We start from the raw sequence: 17,042 nt of genomic DNA on the forward strand, positions 1-17,042 counted from the left end.
ATGACCGTGCTTGCCTTTGCCTGGAACCCTGCCGTCGGCATACCGCTGGCGATCGTCGGCGCCATTGCGCTGGCGTTGCTCTGGTTGTTCGGCCAGCCCAGGAAAGAGCAGGGCAGGCGACGCATGCCGACCGGGCAGGGCAGTGGCGAACGCCGCGAGCCCACGCTGGGCGAGGGTGACGCGGACGACATGCTGCTGGACGATACCGATCCGCGCATGCATCGCGACGAGCCCATGCCGCACCAGGGCGAGCTGGAAATCGGCCTGCGGCAGGAACTGGAAAAGCTCGGCGCCACCCTGGCCGGCGAACGGACCACGCCGACAAAGCCCTACGGTCGCGCGGCTTCGATCATCGACGCGCTGCGCGCGCCTTCCGGCGCACCCGAAGCGGTCGAGCCGGCGCCTGTTCCCGTGGTCACGCCTGCAGCCGCTCCCGCACCCGCGGCTGCCGCGAAGGCTCCGCCACCCTCGGACCTTGGCCGCCGCCCATCCCAGTTGCCGATGGAGCGCATCGTCACGGTGTTCGTCATGGCCCGCGACGGCGGGGTATTCAACGGTGCCGACCTGATCGTCGCGGCCGAAAAGGCCGGCCTCGAGTACGGCCACCTGGGCATCTACCACCGGCTGGTCGATGGCAAGCGCGAACAAGGCCCGATCTTCAGCGTCGCCAACATGCTCAAGCCCGGCAACTTCGACCTGACCCGGCTCGATGCCTTGCGCACCCCCGGCCTGAGCTTCTTCATGACCCTGCCGGGCCCGCTGTCCGCGCTGGACGCCTGGGATGCCATGCTGCCTACGGCCCAGCGTCTTGCCGAGCTGCTCGACGGCCAGGTCCTGGACGAGGAACGCAACGCCCTGGGCCGCCAGCGCATCGCGCACATCCGGGACGAACTGCGCGGCTGGGATCGCGACCACGAAGGCCAGGAAATCATCTTCGGTCGTTGACGCCCGCCCACCGTCGCGGGAAACACCCTTGCAGGAGCGCGCCGTGCGCGACCGCCATGCGTCCGGTCGCGCACAGGTACTCACCTACAGCCCATCCGCCCGGATCAGCGCGCCATGTACACGCCCTCCGCCTTCCGCGAAACGCGCCTGCCCGAACTGCACGCGGCGATCGATGCGCATGCCTTCGCCAGCCTGATCAGCACCACCGCCGGCGGCCTCCAGGTCAGCCACATCCCGCTGCTGCTGGCGTCGGAAGAGGGCACGTACGGCACCCTCTACGGCCACGTCGCCCGCGCCAACGCCCACGCGCTTTGCAACGGCACGACGTCGCTGGCGATCTTCCTTGGACCGCACGCCTACATCTCTGCGGGCTGGTACCCCGGCAAGCAGAGCCACGGCAAGGAAGTGCCCACCTGGAACTACATCGCCGTGCACGCCCATGGCACCCTGGAAACATTCGAAGACCCGGCCGCTTTGCGCGAACTCCTGCGCAAACTCACCGATCGCCACGAACGTCCCATGCCCAGGCCCTGGCGCCTGGACGACGCCCCGGCCGAATACATCGACCGCAACCTCAAAGCCATCACCGGCCTGCGCCTGCCGATCGGGCGCATCGAAGGCAAATGGAAACTGAGCCAGAACCGCACCGACGCCGACCGCGACGGCGTACTGGCCGGGCTGGACAGTCTGCAGGATGAGGACAGCCGCCGGATGGCCGAGGCAATCCGCACGGTCACCGCCCGACCGAAGGATGCGCGCTGATCCATCACGGCGCAGCCCGCAGAAGCTGCACCTGCGCCAGACACTTTCGGCCACGAGCATCTCCACCGCCGCCACCCAGCGGCGCCCGGCAGCGGCTAATCCGCCTTCAACGACGCTTGCAAGGCCGTGGCCAGTGCGGCATCACCGCTGACCAGATCCTGCCAACGCAACTCCACGCCGCGACGGCGGCCTTTCCGGGTCAACTTCAATCCCTCCGCATCGATGGTCAGCGTGTAGGGGACGGCGTCGACCTCGATCTCCCGCTTGAGTGGTTTGTCCAGCGGAGTCATGGGTTCTCCTCTGCCGCCTGGTTTTCATCTGCGACGCGCGAGCTTCGTTTCGTGCCGCATGAGAACGGCGTGAAAGCTCCGTGAGGCACGGTGCGCGCCCGCAAATCCTCCCGGTTCCGCCGCCGGCCGATCATGAACACAATCGCTTTTTTTTGGCCCATCGCGGGAATAGAGTGTGCGCGATTCGACGGGCAACGCGGGGAACGCACGATGCCGGTCATGCTCGGTCAATCCAGTGCGCTGATGGCGGTGCGCGCGCAATTGCAGCGATATGCCGGCTGCGATGTCCAAGTGCTGATCGAAGGGGAGACCGGCACCGGCAAGGAGCTGGCTGCCCGCGAGATCCACTATGCAAGCCGCCGGCGCGACCGCCCGTTCGTGCCCGTCAATTGCGGTGCGATCCCCGATGGCCTGGTCGAAAACGAATTGTTCGGCCACGAGCGTGGCGCCTATACCGACGCGAGGTGTGCACAGATCGGCCTCGTCGATCGCGCGCGCGGCGGCACCCTTTTCCTGGATGAGGTGGACGCGCTGTCCAGCAAGGCGCAGGTGATCCTGCTTCGCTTCCTGGAGGACAACGAATACCGCCCCGTCGGAGGTGGTGCGACACGTCTTGCCGACGTGCGCATCATCGCCGCCACCAACAGCCCGCTGGAGCAGCAGGTGACAGCGGGGCTTTTCCGGCGCGACCTGCACTACCGGCTCAACGCGCTTGCGGTGCGGCTGCCGCCGCTGCGCGAACGTTCCGGCGACGTGCTGTTGCTGGCCGAGCATTTCCTCGGCATCGCAGCCGAACGCGTGGACGGTCCGGTCAAGCGCTGGAGCGGCGTCGCGCTGCAAGCGCTGGTCGCGCACGCATGGCCGGGCAACGTGCGTGAACTCGAGCATGTGGTGCTGCGCGCCTACATGCGCGCGGATGATGTGGTCATCGGCCTGGCTGACCTCGCCGCGGCCGAGTCGGCCTTTGCCGCCATCGACGGCGCCCTGGCCCCCAGCCCGGGACACGACGAGGCCGGTTTCAGCGTGGCGAAGAGCCACGCCATTCGCGTCTTCGAGCACAGCTATCTGTTGCAGCTGATGCACCGGGCCGGCGGCAACGTCAGCATCGCCGCGCGTCTGTCCGGTACCGAACGCCGCCAGTTGGGCAAGCTGCTCAAGAAGCACGGCATCGAAACCAAGCAGTTCCGTTGCCAGTAGCGGCTCGCCGGCGCGCCCTCCGTCCGGGTTGAAGTCGACCCGCGCCGCGGGCGAACCCGGGTCACCGTTGCCCCGGCATCCTCCGTAGCCCTCCCCGAAACCGCACCGCGCGGGTGTTTTCCAACGCCGGCGATGGCATGGGTGTTGCCTCGCTCCTGCGCAGGCGCGGAGGTGCCGCGTGACCGATCGGCTATCTGATGACGAGGCAAGCCGACGCGAGGTCGAGTCGGCGGTGCTTGCGTACCTGCACCAACACCCCGAAGCGGCGGACACGCTGGACGGCATCGTGCTGTGGTGGTTGCCGCGGCAGCGCTACGAAACGTCGCGTGCGCGTATCGGGCGCGTGCTGGATGACCTGGTCGCACGGGGGCAACTGCGGTGCGACCGATTGCCTGGGGGCGCCGTTCTTTACGGACTGCGCCGGGGCGCCGAACCGCCTTTGCACTGACCGCCACGATCGAGGAATACAGACATGCCTTCCACCCTCACTTATCCGGGCGTCTATATCGAAGAGATCTCCAGCGGCGTGCATACCATCGCCGGCGTGGCGACCTCGATCGCGGCCTTCGCCGGCTGGGCACCCTTCGGCCCGGCGGACCGGGCCGGGCTGGTGCTGGGATTCGCGGATTTCGCGCGCAAGTACGGCGGCCTCGACAGCCGCAGCGTGCTGGGCCACGCCGTGAACCAGTTCTTCGCCAACGGCGGGCAACGCGCCTATATCGTGCGGCTGGCCGATGGCGAGGCCGACCTGGCTACGGTCACGCTCGACGGGAAACTGGTGGTGACTGCCAGCAATCCCGGCCAGTGGGCCAACGACTGCGCGATCGTCATCAAGAAGTCCACCTTCGATGCGACCCGGTTCCGGCTGACGGTCGTCAACTGGAAAGTCGATCCGGCAGGCAAGGTGATGGAGTCGTTCGACAACCTGTCGATGGACCCTGCCGACGCGCGCTACGTCGTCAGCGTGCTGGCCAGCCAGTCCAGCTACGTGACCGCCGCGCTCCAGGGCACCCCCGCCACGCCGCCGGCGGACACCTTCCCCGGGGCACCCGGCAACATTCCCGATACGGCCAAGCTCGGCGGGGGCGGTGACGGCGCCGTTCTTGAGCCAAACAAGGCGCCTTTCGAGACCGCGTTGTTGCCGGTGTCGGGCACGGGAGGCCTGTACAACCTCGACCGCATCGACCTGTTCAACCTGCTCTGCGTGCCCGGACAGACCAACCCCGGCACGATCGCCAGCCTGCAGAAATTCTGTCGTGACCGGCGCGCCTTCCTGATCGCCGACAGCGCAGAAACGGCTTCGCTCGATACGCTCGAAGACGGTCCCGGCGACATCACCGCCGCCGACGCGATCAACGCGGCGTTCTACTTCCCCTGGGTGATCGCCGCCGACCCGCTGCAGCAGAATCGTCCCCGCGCGTTCCCGCCCTGCGGCTTCGTGGCGGGGATCTACGCCCGCACCGACGCCACCCGTGGCGTATGGAAGGCGCCGGCCGGAAGCGAGGCCAGCCTCAGCGGCGCACTCGGCGTCAGCACCACGCTGACCAACGACGAAAACGGCGTGCTCAACCCGCTGGCGATCAACTGCATCCGCCACTTCCCCGTGTACGGCACGGTGGTGTGGGGCGCGCGCACCTTGCAAGGCAATGACGAGCGCGGGTCGGAATGGAAGTACATCCCGGTACGGCGCACCGCGCTGTTCATCGAGGAGAGCCTGTACCGCGGCACGCAATGGGTGGTGTTCGAGCCGAACGATGAGCCGCTGTGGTCGCAGATCCGCCTCAACGTGGGCGCGTTCATGCAGGACCTGTTCCGCCAGGGCGCGTTCCAGGGCAGCACCCCGCAGGAGGCGTACTTCGTCAAGTGCGACAAGGAAACCACCACGCAGAACGACATCAACCTGGGCGTGGTGAACATCGTGGTCGGCTTCGCGCCGCTCAAACCCGCCGAGTTCGTGGTCATCCAGCTGCAGCAGATGGCCGGCCAGCTCCAGACCTGAGGAAAAAGTCATGGCTGAGTTCAGCGTCAATGCGCAGCGCTTCGATCCGTACAAGAACTTCAAGTTCCGGGTGAAGTGGGACGGGCGCTACGTGGCCGGGGTCAGCAAGGTTTCCGGCCTCAAGCGCACCACCGAGGTGGTCAAGCACCGCGAGGGCGGCGATCCCAGCAGCAGCCGCAAGTCGCCGGGCCGCAGCGAGTACGAGGCGATCACCATCGAGCGTGGCGTCACCCATGACCTGGAGTTCGAGCGCTGGGCGAACAAGGTGTGGAACTTCGGCGCCGGCCTGGGCGCGGAGGTGTCGCTGAAGGACTTCCGCAAGAACCTCATCCTGGAGGTCTACAACGAGGCCGGCCAGCTCGCCATCGCCTACAAGCTCTATCGCTGCTGGGTGTCCGAATACCAGGCGCTGCCGGACCTGGACGCCAACGCCAACGCGGTGGCGATCCAGCACATCAAGCTCGAGAACGAGGGCTGGGAGCGCGACGTCGGCGTGGTCGAGCCAACCGAACCCAGCTTTGCCGTGCCGCCCGGCTAGCGATCATGCGCACGCCCACACCCGCGCAACTGCTGCACGTCTGGGAGCGCGGTGGCGATGCGCCCGCGGCCGCCTGCTGCCTGGCATTGCTGGCTGTCAGTTGTGATGACTGCACGGATGACTCGCTCGCGCACCTGCCACTGGGCCGGCGCGATGCGCTGTTGCTGGAACTGCGCGAGCGCCTGTTCGGTGCGCAGGTCTGCGGCGTGGCGATCTGCCCGGCCTGCGCGACCACGGTGGAAGCGAATTTCCGCTGCGGCGACCTGCTGACCGTCCAGCCGATCCTCCCCGAAGCGGTGCTCGAACACTTCTCGCCGGCGCACGGCCTGCGGGTGCGTTTCCGCCTGCCCGACAGCAACGACCTGATCGCGTTGCAGGCCTGCGGCGATGCCGGCGCGGCGCGGCGGATGCTGCTCGACCGCTGCGTCATCGCGGTGCAGAGCAGGCGAGGGCAATCGCATGGCTTGCCGGCCGATCTGCAGGCGGAAATCGGGGCGGCCATGGCGGCCGCCGATCCGCAGGCCGATCTGCAGCTCGCGCTGGCCTGCCCGCAGTGCGCGCATCGCTGGCAGCCGGTGTTCGATATCGCCCGTTTCCTATGGCAGGAACTGCATGCCTGGGCGCTGCGCACGCTGCGCGACGTCGACACGCTGGCGCACGCCTATCACTGGGCCGAGGCCGACATCCTGGCGTTGAGCCCGCGCCGCCGACAGGCGTATCTGGAGTTGTGCCAGCCATGACCGACTTCCTCGACCGGCTGGCCACCCGCGCGCTCGGCGGCGAAGGACTGCTGCTGCCGCGGTTGCCGTCGTTGTTCGAGCCGCAGGGCGTGGCGGTCATGCCGCCCATGGGCGAGATGCACGGGGAGCCGGGGCGGCGCGACGTGGTTTCGGCAGGTATCGAGGCCGCCCCGGTCGCCCACGAACGCAGATCGGCGCCTTCCCATCCGGTGTCCGGGAGCGCCATCGCGGCCGCGCCCATACCCGCAGTGGGGGCTCCGGCGCTGGAACCGTCGCCTCGACCGACTTCCATCGAACCACCGGCGGCAACCGTTGCCGTCATTGAGCGACGCCCTTACCGGGCCGAGGAGCAGCCGAAGGAACCCACGCCACACCGGAATGCTGCCGCAGCGCCGCCGCAGGCACGCGCTCGCGAAGCGCACGCCGTTTCCGTCGACCCCATTGCCCCACCGCGACCGCAGCCGCGGCGAGGCAGCTTGCTTCCGCCCACATCGCCGGTCTTCGCCGCGCCGCGTGCCGGAGCGCCGGTGCAACCACGCGGCTCCCGTTTCGACGCCGCGCGTTCGCGCCCGGAGCTGGCTGACAGCGGGCGCGGCGGTGCAAGCGAGCCGGTCATCCACGTCAGCATCGGCCGGCTGGAAGTACGCGCCTTGCCCGCTGCGCCCGCATCCCGGCCCCGCCGCGACGAGCCGCGACCGGGCAGCCTCGACGACTACCTGCGCCAGCGTGGCAAGGCCTCGCCATGAGCAGCGTGCTGGCCATCGCCGCGACCACCCGCACGCTGCGCAACCTGCTGCTGGCGCAGATGCCGATGCTGGACGCGGACCTCGGCGACCTGGAAGTCACGCTGCAGCCACCGGACACGGCGCGCAAGGGCATCAGCAAGGCGCAGCTCAACCTGTTCCTTTACCAGGTGGTCCACAACGCCGCGTGGCGCAACCTCGACATGCCCGGGCAGGTGCGTCCCGGCGAAAGCGCGCCGCCGGCGCTGCCGCTGACCCTGCATTACCTGCTCACTGCCTGGGGCCGGGGCGAGAACGACAACGATGCGACCAGCCATCGCGTGCTTGCCGCAGCCATGAGCACGTTGCACGACCGCCCCGTGCTGGACGGCAACGACATCCGCAATGCGCTGCCTGACAACGACCTGGCCGACCAGGTCGAGCGCGTGCGCATCACGCCGCTGCCGCAGAGCATCGAGGAGCTGTCCAAGCTATGGACCGCCTTCCAGACCAACTATCGCGTGTCGTCGGCGTACGAGGCCACCGTGGTGCTGATCGACAGCCACGCCACGGCGCGTGCGCCGCTGCCGGTGCTCAAGCGTGGGCCGCAGGACCAGGGCGTCACCGCGATCGCTTCGGCCGCGCCCGTGCTGGAAACGCTCGCCTACCCGCGACCGCAGGTGGCGGCGCGGCTGGGCGAGGCCATCGTGCTGGGCGGCCGCCAGCTCACCACAGACCATGCGACCGCCCGCTTCAGCAGCCTGCGGCTGGATGCGCCGGTCGATGTCGCACCGCTCGCGGGCGAGGCCGCCGGAAGCTTGCGCGTGCCATTGGCCAACGATGCCGATGCCGCGGCGCGCTGGGCTCCGGGCATCTACACGGTCGCGCTGCTCGTGCAACCGACCGGACTGCCCGCACTGCTCAGCAACGAGCTGCCGCTGGTGCTGGCGCCGACCATCACGGTCAGCCCGCTCGCCGCGCCCGCGGGCGACCTCGCGCTGACCCTGACCTGCCTGCCGCGCATCCGCGACGGCCAGCGCGTGCTGTTGCTGTTCGGCGATCGCGCCGTCGCGCCGCAGGCCATCAGCAATCCGGCCGACCTGCACCAGCCGACCGCACTGACCTTCCAGGTGCCCGCGGTCGGCGCCGGACGCTACACGGTGCGCTTGCGCGTGGACGGCGCCGACAGCATCCCGGTCGATTTCAGCGGTGCCGTGCCGGCCTTCGCGGCCAGCCAGCAGGTGGTGGTGTCATGAGCGACTACGCGCAATGGCTGAGCGCCAACGACCAGTATCTCGCCGATGCGCTGGCGGATATCCGCGCACGGCTGCAACACGCCGCCGAACGGCAGGGCGAGCTGGTCGCGACGAGCGCCGCGCCGGACACGCCCGTGCGGCTGCCGGCTGCCGCCGCCGAACCGGTGGCACGCATGCCCGCGATCGTGCCCGTCGCGCCGAAGCACGCTTCCTGGTTGTCGCGCATGTTCGGTCATCGGTCGCCGGCGACCGCGCCGCCACCCCAGCCGTCCGCCGGTGCGGCGGAACCACCGGTCAAGGACGACGTGGCGCCGCAGGCGGCGACGCCAGGCGCCGAGGGTGCGCATACGCCGGCCTTGATGCTGCTCGCCCAGCGCCTCGGCCTGAGCCCGTTCGAGCGCGACCTGCTCCTGCTGTGCGTCGGCATGGAACTGGACACGCGGTTGCCCGCGTTGTGCGCGCAGGCCCAACGCGATCCGACCAAACCCTGGCCGACCTTCGCGCTGGCCTTCGCGGTGCTCGACCAACCGAGCTGGGATGCGCTCTCGCCGGAGCGGCCGCTGCGCTATTGGCGCCTGATCGACATCCACCAGCCCGGCCCGCAGCCACTGATCGGCGCCGCACTGAGCGCCGACGAGCGCGTGGTCAACTTCGTCAAGGGCATGAATTACCTAGACGACCGCCTGACGCCGTTGCTCACCGCCCTGGTGTCCTGGCCGCTACCGCCGTCACAGCAGGCCGTAGTCGAGGGCGTCGTCGACGAACTGCGAAAGCCCCTGACGGGCGCGCCATTGCCCGCGGTGCAACTGTTGGGCAGCGACAGCGCCAGCAAGCAGGCCATCGCCCAGGCCATCGCCGCCGCATTCGGCGCGCAGGCGTATCGCTTGCCCGCCGATCTGCTGCCGGCGGCCATTGCCGAACAGGAGACGCTGATCCGGCTCTGGCAGCGCGAAAGCCAACTGCTGCCCCTTGCGCTCTACGTCGACGCAGCCGACACCGGGCGAGGCGATGCATCGACCACGCAGATCCAGCGCGCGCTCGGGCGCCTGGGCGGGCTGGTCTTCATCGACACCCGCGAGCCATGGCCCGCCACCGCCAACCTGCTCAGCGTGGACGTCGCCAAACCCACGGCGGTCGAGCAGCGCACGCTCTGGCAGCAGGCCCTGGGCGAGGCAGCCGGCGATCTCCCGCAGCATCTGGCCGGCCATTTCGACTTCGGTCCCGGCAAGATCGAACAGGTCGCGCATGCCGCCCGCACCACGGTGGAGAGCGGCCCGGGCGCGATGGCCCACGCGCTGTGGCACGGCGCGCTGTCCCGCACGCGGCCAGCGCTGGACCAGCTCGCGCAGCGGATCGAACCGAAGGCCGGCTGGGACGACCTGAAACTGCCCGGCAACGAACGCGCCCTGCTGCGCCAGATCGCCGACCAGGTCGCCCTGCGCAGCACCGTCTACGACGACTGGGGTTTCCGCGAGCGCATGAACCGCGGTCTGTCGATCAGCGCGCTGTTCACCGGCGAGAGCGGAACAGGCAAGACCATGGCGGCCGAGGTGATAGCGCGGGAACTCGGGCTCTCGCTCTATCGCATCGACCTGTCGGCGGTGGTCAGCAAGTACATCGGCGAGACCGAAAAAAACCTGCGCAAGCTTTTCGACGCGGCAGAGGAGGGCGGTTCGATCCTGTTCTTCGATGAGGCCGACGCCCTGTTCGGCCGCCGCAGCGAGGTCAAGGACAGCCACGACCGCTACGCCAACATCGAAGTGAACTATCTGCTGCAGCGGCTCGAATCCTTCCGCGGCCTGGCCATCCTGGCCACCAACATGAAAGGCGCGCTGGACAGCGCCTTCCTCCGCCGCATCCGCTTCGTGGTCAATTTCCCGTTCCCCGGCATGGCCGAGCGCGAGGCGATCTGGGCCTCGGTGTTCCCGGCGCAGGCCGCCACCTCGGCGCTGGACGTCGCACGCCTGGCGCGGCTCGCGCTCACCGGCGGCAGCATCCAGGGCATTGCCTTGAACGCGGCATTCATGGCCGCCAGCGCCGGTGTCCAGATCACCATGCCGATCGTGCTGGAAGCCGCCCGCGCCGAATTCCGCAAGCTGGACAAGCCGGTCAACGAAGCCGACTTCCGCTGGCTGGAAAGCGCCGGAGGCCGGCCATGAACACCCGGTTGCACATCGAGCGGCTGGTACTGGACGAGTCACTCGTGGCTGGCGAGCGCCCGGCCGCCGTGAGCGAGGCGATCACGCAGGAGCTGTCCCGACGGCTGGCCCTTCCTGGCACTGCGCAGGCGTTGCTCGGCCTTGGCAACGCGGCCTCGCGGCGACCGATCGCGCTGCCGCCGCCGTCGCATCCGGGTGATCGCCTGGGCCGGCGCATCGCCGACGCCGTCCATCAGTCGCTTGTGCCGGCCGGCCCTGGCGATGCCGGAGGACGGCGGCCATGAAAACGGCTTTCAAGCCAGTCGCCGAAAGTCCCCCGACGCGCAGCGGCATGACCCTGCAGCGCAAGTGCGCATGCGGTGCCCACCGTCCAGGCGGCGGGGCGTGCCCCGAGTGCAGCAGGAAGCGCCAGCTTGCTCAGCGCAAAACCTCCAGTCAGGACGGCGGGGGCGACGCGCCCGCGAGCGTGCACGACATCATCGGCTCGCCCGGACAACCTCTCGGCAGCTCGGCGCGCGCATTCATGGAACCCCGCTTCGGGCACGACCTGAGCCAGGTACGCGTCAACCATCCGGCACCCAACGCGACGTCGGCGCTCACGGTGGGTTCGGCGCACGATCCGCTCGAGCGCGAGGCCGATGCCGTGGCCGGCCGCGTCGTCGGGATGTCATCGCCGGATCGCGCAACACGCCTCGACTTTTCCGGGGTGCGCATCCACACCGACCAGGCGGCGGCGGCATCGGCCCGGGAGCTGCATGCCCGCGCCTACACGGTCGGCAATCACATCGCCTTCGACAGCCAGGCCTATGCGCCCGACACCCGGGACGGACGGTTGCTGCTGGCCCACGAACTCGCCCATACCGTGCAGCAGGCGCAGACCGGCGTGGCGCTGCAGCGTTTCGTTCCCTGCACACGCGCCCGGCTGTCCACCGAGGACTGTCCGAAACGGGATCCGGACGAGGACCGCACCACGCGCGCCCAGCCGATGATCCTCGAATACGTCACCGCGCCCGAGGCGGGCTTCCTGGTGGCGAACTTCGATATCGACAAGGCCACGGTCAAGAGCGATCTCAAGCGCCATCCGCTATGGCCCACGCTGGTCAAGTCGATTTCCGAGCCCAAGAGCCAATGGGAAATCATCGGCCTGTCCGATTGCCACGGCGACGAGCCGCTCAACACCGGCTTGCGCAAGCAGCGCGCCGATGCCGTGCGTGCGTTCCTGCCGGCCAGCCTAGCACCGGGCATCACCGCCACCTCGGGCGCGGCGCTCAATGACTGCATGACCGACAACGGCAACGCGGTCGCCCGGCAATGGAACCGTGCCGCCCTGATCACGCCGGTCAGCCGAGAGGTACAGTTCGAGGAGGACGATCCCATCCAGGGCAAGCGGCCGGTGCCCAAGCCGATCGACCCGGACGTGGTCGATTGCAGCGACGCGCAGAAGAAGGCCGTCGCGCAAGCACAGCCCATCGCCAAGGACATGCTGCAGGTGGCGCTGTTCCGCCTTCGCGACCAGAGCGACCAGGAGATCAAGTCGCTGCTGCGCGCGTACTTCGGCGACGACAGCAAGACCACCTTCGAGCACGTCCACGATGGCCTCCTGGCCACGCTGATGGGCCTGTCCTCGGACCTCACGGTCGAATGCGAGCGCAAGGGGTCCTGGTTCTACGACCACTTCTGCAAGGACGGGGACGTCGTCACGCAGGGATACACCAGGAACAGCCTGTTCGCCCTGCACATCCACCTTTGCGAAGCGGTGTTCACCCACCCTGACATCGATATCGCCGAAACCATCATTCACGAATCCAGCCATCTCTACGACGGCACGGCCGACAAGGGCTATTGCTGGCAGGGCGGCGGTGGCGCCTGCGCAACGATGGGACCTGCCAACGCCTACAACAATGCCGATTCCTACTCCAACTTCGCCAAAGAGGCGTGGCTGCGCAAATAGACGGTTATCGCGATGTCCTGCCTACCCGACAAGAGACAGTGCTTCAGCGCGGCATCGCCCGTCCCGGGACGACGTGCCAAGGGAGCCGTGCGCCGCACCGATCCCGGGATCAGGATCCATCCCAAGGTGCATCGCGCGGCTCGCACCCGCGCAGCGCCGGGAATCCAGCCATGAACGATGCACTGCGCAAGGGCGATCACGGCCCGCCGGTTCGCCAGCTGCAACAGCGGCTCGCGCAGCGCGGCTACGCGGTGGCCGACAGCGGCAGCTTCGATGCGGCGACCTGGCGCGCCGTGCGCGCCTTCCAGGCGCAGAACCTCGACCAGCACGGCCAGCCGCTGGTGGTCGATGGCGCGGTCGGGCCGTTGACGCAGTGGAGCCTCGAGCATCCGAAGCCGTTGATCGACACGCCCTCGGCCGTCGACTACACGGCCATGCCCGCGGACGGCGGCAGCGCCCGTGGCCGCGCCGCGCTGGCGGCGGCCATCGGCGAACTGAAGTCGGGCGCCTGCGAATCCGGCGGCAACAACTGCGGCGCCTTCATCCGCAAATACCTGGCGCCGGCGGGCGTGGCGGAAGGCAATTCGTGGTGCGCCTCGTTCGTGAGCTGGTGTTTCCTGCAAGCCGCCGGCGGCGACACGGCGGCGATGCCGTTCGCCTACGTACCGGGCGCACGCGCGATGCTCGCGGAATTCAAGGCGCAGGACTGGGCGCGTGCGCCCGGCAGCGGCTACCCGCCGCAATCGGGCGACATCGTGGTGTGGTGGCGGGTGAACCTGCGGGGCTGGCTTGGCCACGTCGGACTGGTCCACTCGGTGCGCGACGGCATGCTCTACACCATCGAGGGCAACCGCAGCCCGCGTGTGCAGGGCTTCTCGTATGTGCTCAGCCGCATGGACCGGTTGCTCGGCTTCGGACACGTGCCATGAATGCATTGGCGCCACGCCGGCTTTCCTTGCCGCACGTTCCCGCGCCGATCGTCGGCCTGAAGCGATCGTGCGGCTGCGGCCCGCATGGCCGCGGCTGCCCGGGGTGCCGGGCGAATCGGCAGCGCTCGCGTGCCATCGCGCCCTACGCTGGCGACCATCAATCCGTGCAGGCGCACGCACCGGCGGGCAGCGATCCCCGATCGCCACTCGCCCAGGACTTCACGCGCATGACGCTGCGCGCGTCACGCGAAACCCTGGACGGTACCGCCGATGACGAAGGCATGGAGTCGGTCGATGCGCCGGGACCCGGCACCGATCGCGGTACGCAGCCAACGCCGACCGTGCGACCGGCCAGCACCCTGGTCGACACCACCACCAGCTACACCCAGGCGGCGCTGCAGGCCGGCTACCTCTCGGGCCTGGGAATCATCGCGCGCATGCAGGTCCTGCCCGACAGCACGACCTGGGACGGCAAGGAGGTCGTCGAGTCGTTGCAGCAGACCTCCTCGACCTGTCCGGACACGCTCACCCAGCCGGGCCCCTGCAACGGGCATTCGCATTTCCCGATCGGCAGTGCGATGCGCGGCCGCGGCGTTCGGCCGGAACAGCCGGCGATGCGCAACCGCTTCTACGACATCCATACCTCGCAGTCGCAGAGCCTGAGCTTCCTGCACGATGCCGCGCGCAATCCCAAGGGCATCGACGCCTGTGAATCGGTGTGCCGGCAGGAGTACGCCTATGACGGCGTGGTGATTGGAACGCACAGCATCCGGCGGCAGTTCCGCAAGGGCAAAGTCGATGGGCACGACGTCACCATCGTCGACGTGACCAAGTCCGATCTCGCTCCCGCGACGAGCGGCGGAAGCGGGCAGCCGCCTTCGGGCGGGCAGGGCGACGCAGGCGCTCCGCCACGGCCCGACGGAGGTGGCCCATGAGCGGGTTCCCCGGCTCACCGCGCATCCTCAAGGGCGGCATCGTGCTGATCGACCCCGACAGCTCGGCGGTGCTGCGCGTGATCGCACTGCAGTACAACCCCGACTCGCTCACCCGCTCGCTGCAGGTGCAGCCCGTGGGCGCCGACGGTGGTGACCGCTCCGAGCTGCTGCGGCTGAAGGGGCCGCCCGTGGAAACGCTGAAGCTGGAAGCGGACATCGACGCGACCGATCAACTCGAGTCGCCGGACCAGAACGCCGGCACCGCCCAGTCCGGCCTGTTCGCCCAGCTCGCTGCGCTGGAAACGATGGTCTACCCGACCAGTGCACAGCTGCACGCCAACGACGCGCTGGCGCGGATCGGCACGCTGGAGATCGTGCCGATGGAAACACCGCTGGCGCTGTTCGTGTGGAGCGCCACGCGCATCCTGCCGGTGCGCATCACCGAGTTCAGCATTACCGAGGAGGCCTTCGACACGGCGCTGCACCCGATCCGCGCCAAGGTGAGCCTGGGGCTGCGCGTGCTGTCGGTGAACGACGTGCCCACCGGCCACAAGGCGGCCGCCCTGTTCATGAACTACCTGCAGCAGAAGGAGCGCCTGGCCGGCACCGCGGCCAGCCAGCCGCTGTCCGCACTGGGGGTTGTCGGAGTGCCGTGATGAACACGATCTTCCCGCCCACCAGCCGCTACGCTTTGACGCCGACCGCCACCTGGACGCGCGCCGACGGCACGCCGGTGCTCTACCTCACGCGGCGCTTCGTACCGGCGCCCGAGAACTACGCCACGCTGCAATGGCACCGGGTACTGCAGAACGAACGGCTGGACACCATCGCCGCGCAATACCTGGGCGATCCGGAACAGTTCTGGCGCCTGTGCGATGCCAACCGGGCGCTGCGTCCGCAAGAACTGACCGGCACGATCGGACGGGCGTTGCGCATCACCTTGCCCGAAGGCATCCCGGGGGTGCCGCATGCTTAAGGGCGTGCACCTGACGTTGCTGGTCGGCCCGGTGGTGCCGGTGCCGGTGCCGCAGATCGTGCTCGACGCGCTGACCCAGGTCGAGGTGGTCGCGCCGGACGAAGCGGCCGGCGCGTTCACCCTGCAATTTTCCCTGAGCGTGCGCTCGCCGCTGCACACGCTGTTCCTGCTGAGCGGCGGCGGTGTGGTGCCGCTGTTGCGGGTGATCCTGGTAGTCACCTTGAACGGCATGCCACAGGTGCTGATCGACGGCGTGGTGACCCGCACCCAGATCGTGCCGGGCGCCGATCAGCGCCACGCGACGCTGCAGGTCACCGGCGATGACCTGACCACGGTGATGCAGAAACTGGAATTCTCCGGTCTCCAGGGCATGCCGTATCCGGCGATGCCGGCCGAGGCGATCGTGCTGGCGATCCTGGCCAAGTACGCCTTCCTGGGCATCGTGCCGATGATCGTGCCGAGCGTGGCGATCGACGTGCCGATCCCGACCCATCGCATACCGACCCAGCAGGGCAACGACCTGGACTACGTGCGTCTGCTGGCGCAGCGCGTGGGCTACGTTTTCTACCTGGACCCCGGCCCGGCACCTGGCATGAGCGTGGCCTACTGGGGGCCGAAGGTGAAGATCGGCATCCCGCAGCCGGCGTTGAACGCGGACATGGACGCGGCCGGCAACGTGGAAAGCCTCAATTTCACCTACGACGGAAACGCGCGCAGCCTGCCGGTGGTCTACATCCAGAACGAGCAGACCAAGGTTCCGCTGCCGCTGCCGATCCCCGACGTCGGCCCGCTCAATCCGCCGCTGGGCCTGCTCGATCCGCCACCCCAAAAGTTCAATCCGCTTGCCGAGACCGCGAAGTACTCGCCGTTGCGGGCGATGCTGCTGGGCATGGCCGAGGCGGCGAGGTCCGCCGATACCGTGACCGGCACCGGCACGCTCGATGTCACCCGCTACGGTCGCGTGCTCAGGTCGCGGCAGCTGGTAGGTGTGCGCGGCGTCGGCCCCGCGTTCGATGGCCTGCACTACGTCAGCGAGGTGCGCCACACGATCAAGCGCGGCGAGTACAAGCAGAGCTTCAGCCTGTCGCGCAAGGGATTGCTCTCGACGCTGCCGGTGGTGCCGGCATGAAAACCTACTTCGGCAAATACCGCGGTACGGTGCTCCAGAACGTGGATCCGGAACAGCGCGGCCGCATCCAGGCGATGGTGCCGGACGTGGCCGGCCTGCTTCCCTCGAGCTGGGCGATGCCCTGCGTGCCGATCGCCGGCAAGCAGAGCGGCAGCTGGGTGGTGCCCCAGATCGGCGCCGGGGTGTGGATCGAGTTCGAGCAGGGCGATCCGGATTACCCCATCTGGACCGGCGGCTTCTGGGGGCTCGCCGCCGAAGTGCCGGCGCTGGCGCTGGCCGGCAACCCGGCCAGCCCGAGCATCGTGTTGCAGAGCGGACTGCAGAACGCACTGGTGATCAGCGACGTGCCCGGACCCACCGGCGGCATCCTGCTCAAGAGCACGACCGGGGCGATGATCCTGGTCAACGACATCGGCATCACCATCTCCAACGGCAAGGGCGCAACCATCGTGCTCGCCGGGCCGACGGTGACCATCAACAACGGCGCGCTGGTCGTGACGTAGGGAGATGCACG

General features: G+C 68.8%; 19 protein-coding genes. 18 read left to right on the plus strand and 1 reads right to left on the minus strand.

The annotated features are described in order from the left end of the window. Both zipA and ACFWZ1_RS08570 read left to right on the plus strand, forming a co-directional pair. Complete coding sequence (zipA, locus tag ACFWZ1_RS08565) at positions 1 to 945, plus strand: cell division protein ZipA (protein ID WP_439666081.1); 945 nt, start codon at positions 1 to 3, stop codon at positions 943 to 945. A gap of 114 nt (positions 946 to 1,059) precedes the next feature. Then, a complete protein-coding gene (locus tag ACFWZ1_RS08570) occupies positions 1,060 to 1,707 on the plus strand; it encodes an FMN-binding negative transcriptional regulator (protein WP_439666082.1) in 648 nt (215 codons plus the stop codon). A 95-nt stretch (positions 1,708 to 1,802) separates the two neighbouring features. On the opposite strand, the gene ACFWZ1_RS08575 is transcribed toward ACFWZ1_RS08570, so the two are convergent. After that, positions 1,803 to 1,997, minus strand: a complete 195-nt coding sequence (locus ACFWZ1_RS08575; RefSeq protein ID WP_231325565.1) for a hypothetical protein — start codon at positions 1,995 to 1,997, stop codon at positions 1,803 to 1,805. 90 nt (positions 1,998 to 2,087) lie between these two features. Here ACFWZ1_RS08575 and ACFWZ1_RS08580 point away from each other — a divergent pair, with 90 nt between their 5' ends. The 16 genes from ACFWZ1_RS08580 to ACFWZ1_RS08655 all read left to right on the plus strand — a co-directional run bounded on the left by ACFWZ1_RS08580 (position 2,088) and on the right by ACFWZ1_RS08655 (position 17,031). Then, positions 2,088 to 3,194 (plus strand): sigma 54-interacting transcriptional regulator, encoded by a 1,107-nt coding sequence (locus ACFWZ1_RS08580; RefSeq protein ID WP_439666083.1) that lies wholly within the window; start codon positions 2,088 to 2,090, stop codon positions 3,192 to 3,194. Positions 3,195 to 3,372: 178 nt separating this feature from the next. Then, on the plus strand, positions 3,373 to 3,642 hold the full coding sequence (locus tag ACFWZ1_RS08585) for a hypothetical protein (protein ID WP_231325568.1): 270 nt from the start codon (positions 3,373 to 3,375) through the stop codon (positions 3,640 to 3,642). A 24-nt stretch (positions 3,643 to 3,666) separates the two neighbouring features. Continuing rightward, positions 3,667 to 5,193 carry a phage tail sheath family protein gene (locus tag ACFWZ1_RS08590; RefSeq protein WP_439666084.1) on the plus strand — a complete coding sequence of 509 codons (1,527 nt, stop codon included), beginning with the start codon at positions 3,667 to 3,669 and terminating at the stop codon, positions 5,191 to 5,193. Positions 5,194 to 5,203: 10 nt separating this feature from the next. Next, on the plus strand, positions 5,204 to 5,731 hold the full coding sequence (locus ACFWZ1_RS08595) for a phage tail protein (protein WP_231325572.1): 528 nt from the start codon (positions 5,204 to 5,206) through the stop codon (positions 5,729 to 5,731). A gap of 5 nt (positions 5,732 to 5,736) precedes the next feature. Continuing rightward, positions 5,737 to 6,471 (plus strand): hypothetical protein, encoded by a 735-nt coding sequence (locus ACFWZ1_RS08600; protein WP_439666085.1) that lies wholly within the window; start codon positions 5,737 to 5,739, stop codon positions 6,469 to 6,471. After that, the gene (locus tag ACFWZ1_RS08605; protein ID WP_439666086.1) at positions 6,468 to 7,217 is read left to right on the plus strand and encodes a hypothetical protein; all 750 of its coding nucleotides are present in this window, start codon (positions 6,468 to 6,470) and stop codon (positions 7,215 to 7,217) included. Before ACFWZ1_RS08600 ends, ACFWZ1_RS08605 begins: the two co-directional genes overlap by 4 nt. Continuing rightward, positions 7,214 to 8,449 (plus strand): DUF4255 domain-containing protein, encoded by a 1,236-nt coding sequence (locus ACFWZ1_RS08610; protein ID WP_439666087.1) that lies wholly within the window; start codon positions 7,214 to 7,216, stop codon positions 8,447 to 8,449. The genes ACFWZ1_RS08605 and ACFWZ1_RS08610 overlap by 4 nt, the downstream gene beginning before the upstream one ends. Beyond that, positions 8,446 to 10,608 (plus strand): AAA family ATPase, encoded by a 2,163-nt coding sequence (locus ACFWZ1_RS08615; RefSeq protein ID WP_439666088.1) that lies wholly within the window; start codon positions 8,446 to 8,448, stop codon positions 10,606 to 10,608. Before ACFWZ1_RS08610 ends, ACFWZ1_RS08615 begins: the two co-directional genes overlap by 4 nt. After that, positions 10,605 to 10,892 (plus strand): hypothetical protein, encoded by a 288-nt coding sequence (locus tag ACFWZ1_RS08620; RefSeq protein WP_439666089.1) that lies wholly within the window; start codon positions 10,605 to 10,607, stop codon positions 10,890 to 10,892. The genes ACFWZ1_RS08615 and ACFWZ1_RS08620 overlap by 4 nt, the downstream gene beginning before the upstream one ends. A gap of 239 nt (positions 10,893 to 11,131) precedes the next feature. Beyond that, positions 11,132 to 12,559: an eCIS core domain-containing protein gene (locus ACFWZ1_RS08625; RefSeq protein WP_439666090.1), complete on the plus strand. Its 1,428-nt coding sequence runs from the start codon at positions 11,132 to 11,134 to the stop codon at positions 12,557 to 12,559. Between the two features lie 170 nt (positions 12,560 to 12,729). Next, the gene (locus tag ACFWZ1_RS08630; protein WP_439666091.1) at positions 12,730 to 13,488 is read left to right on the plus strand and encodes a CHAP domain-containing protein; all 759 of its coding nucleotides are present in this window, start codon (positions 12,730 to 12,732) and stop codon (positions 13,486 to 13,488) included. Between the two features lie 227 nt (positions 13,489 to 13,715). After that, on the plus strand, positions 13,716 to 14,423 hold the full coding sequence (locus ACFWZ1_RS08635; protein WP_439666092.1) for a hypothetical protein: 708 nt from the start codon (positions 13,716 to 13,718) through the stop codon (positions 14,421 to 14,423). After that, the gene (locus ACFWZ1_RS08640) at positions 14,420 to 15,079 is read left to right on the plus strand and encodes a hypothetical protein (RefSeq protein ID WP_439666093.1); all 660 of its coding nucleotides are present in this window, start codon (positions 14,420 to 14,422) and stop codon (positions 15,077 to 15,079) included. The genes ACFWZ1_RS08635 and ACFWZ1_RS08640 overlap by 4 nt, the downstream gene beginning before the upstream one ends. Continuing rightward, positions 15,079 to 15,399: a LysM domain-containing protein gene (locus ACFWZ1_RS08645; protein WP_439666094.1), complete on the plus strand. Its 321-nt coding sequence runs from the start codon at positions 15,079 to 15,081 to the stop codon at positions 15,397 to 15,399. The genes ACFWZ1_RS08640 and ACFWZ1_RS08645 overlap by 1 nt, the downstream gene beginning before the upstream one ends. Beyond that, positions 15,392 to 16,528, plus strand: coding sequence for a hypothetical protein (locus ACFWZ1_RS08650; RefSeq protein WP_439666095.1), 1,137 nt, complete (start codon positions 15,392 to 15,394; stop codon positions 16,526 to 16,528). Before ACFWZ1_RS08645 ends, ACFWZ1_RS08650 begins: the two co-directional genes overlap by 8 nt. Further along, on the plus strand, positions 16,525 to 17,031 hold the full coding sequence (locus tag ACFWZ1_RS08655) for a phage baseplate assembly protein V (protein WP_439666096.1): 507 nt from the start codon (positions 16,525 to 16,527) through the stop codon (positions 17,029 to 17,031). Before ACFWZ1_RS08650 ends, ACFWZ1_RS08655 begins: the two co-directional genes overlap by 4 nt. Positions 17,032 to 17,042 lie beyond the last annotated feature (11 nt).

Source organism: Frateuria sp. GZRe14 (assembly GCF_051900395.1).
Lineage (GTDB): Bacteria > Pseudomonadota > Gammaproteobacteria > Xanthomonadales > Rhodanobacteraceae > Frateuria_A > Frateuria_A edaphi.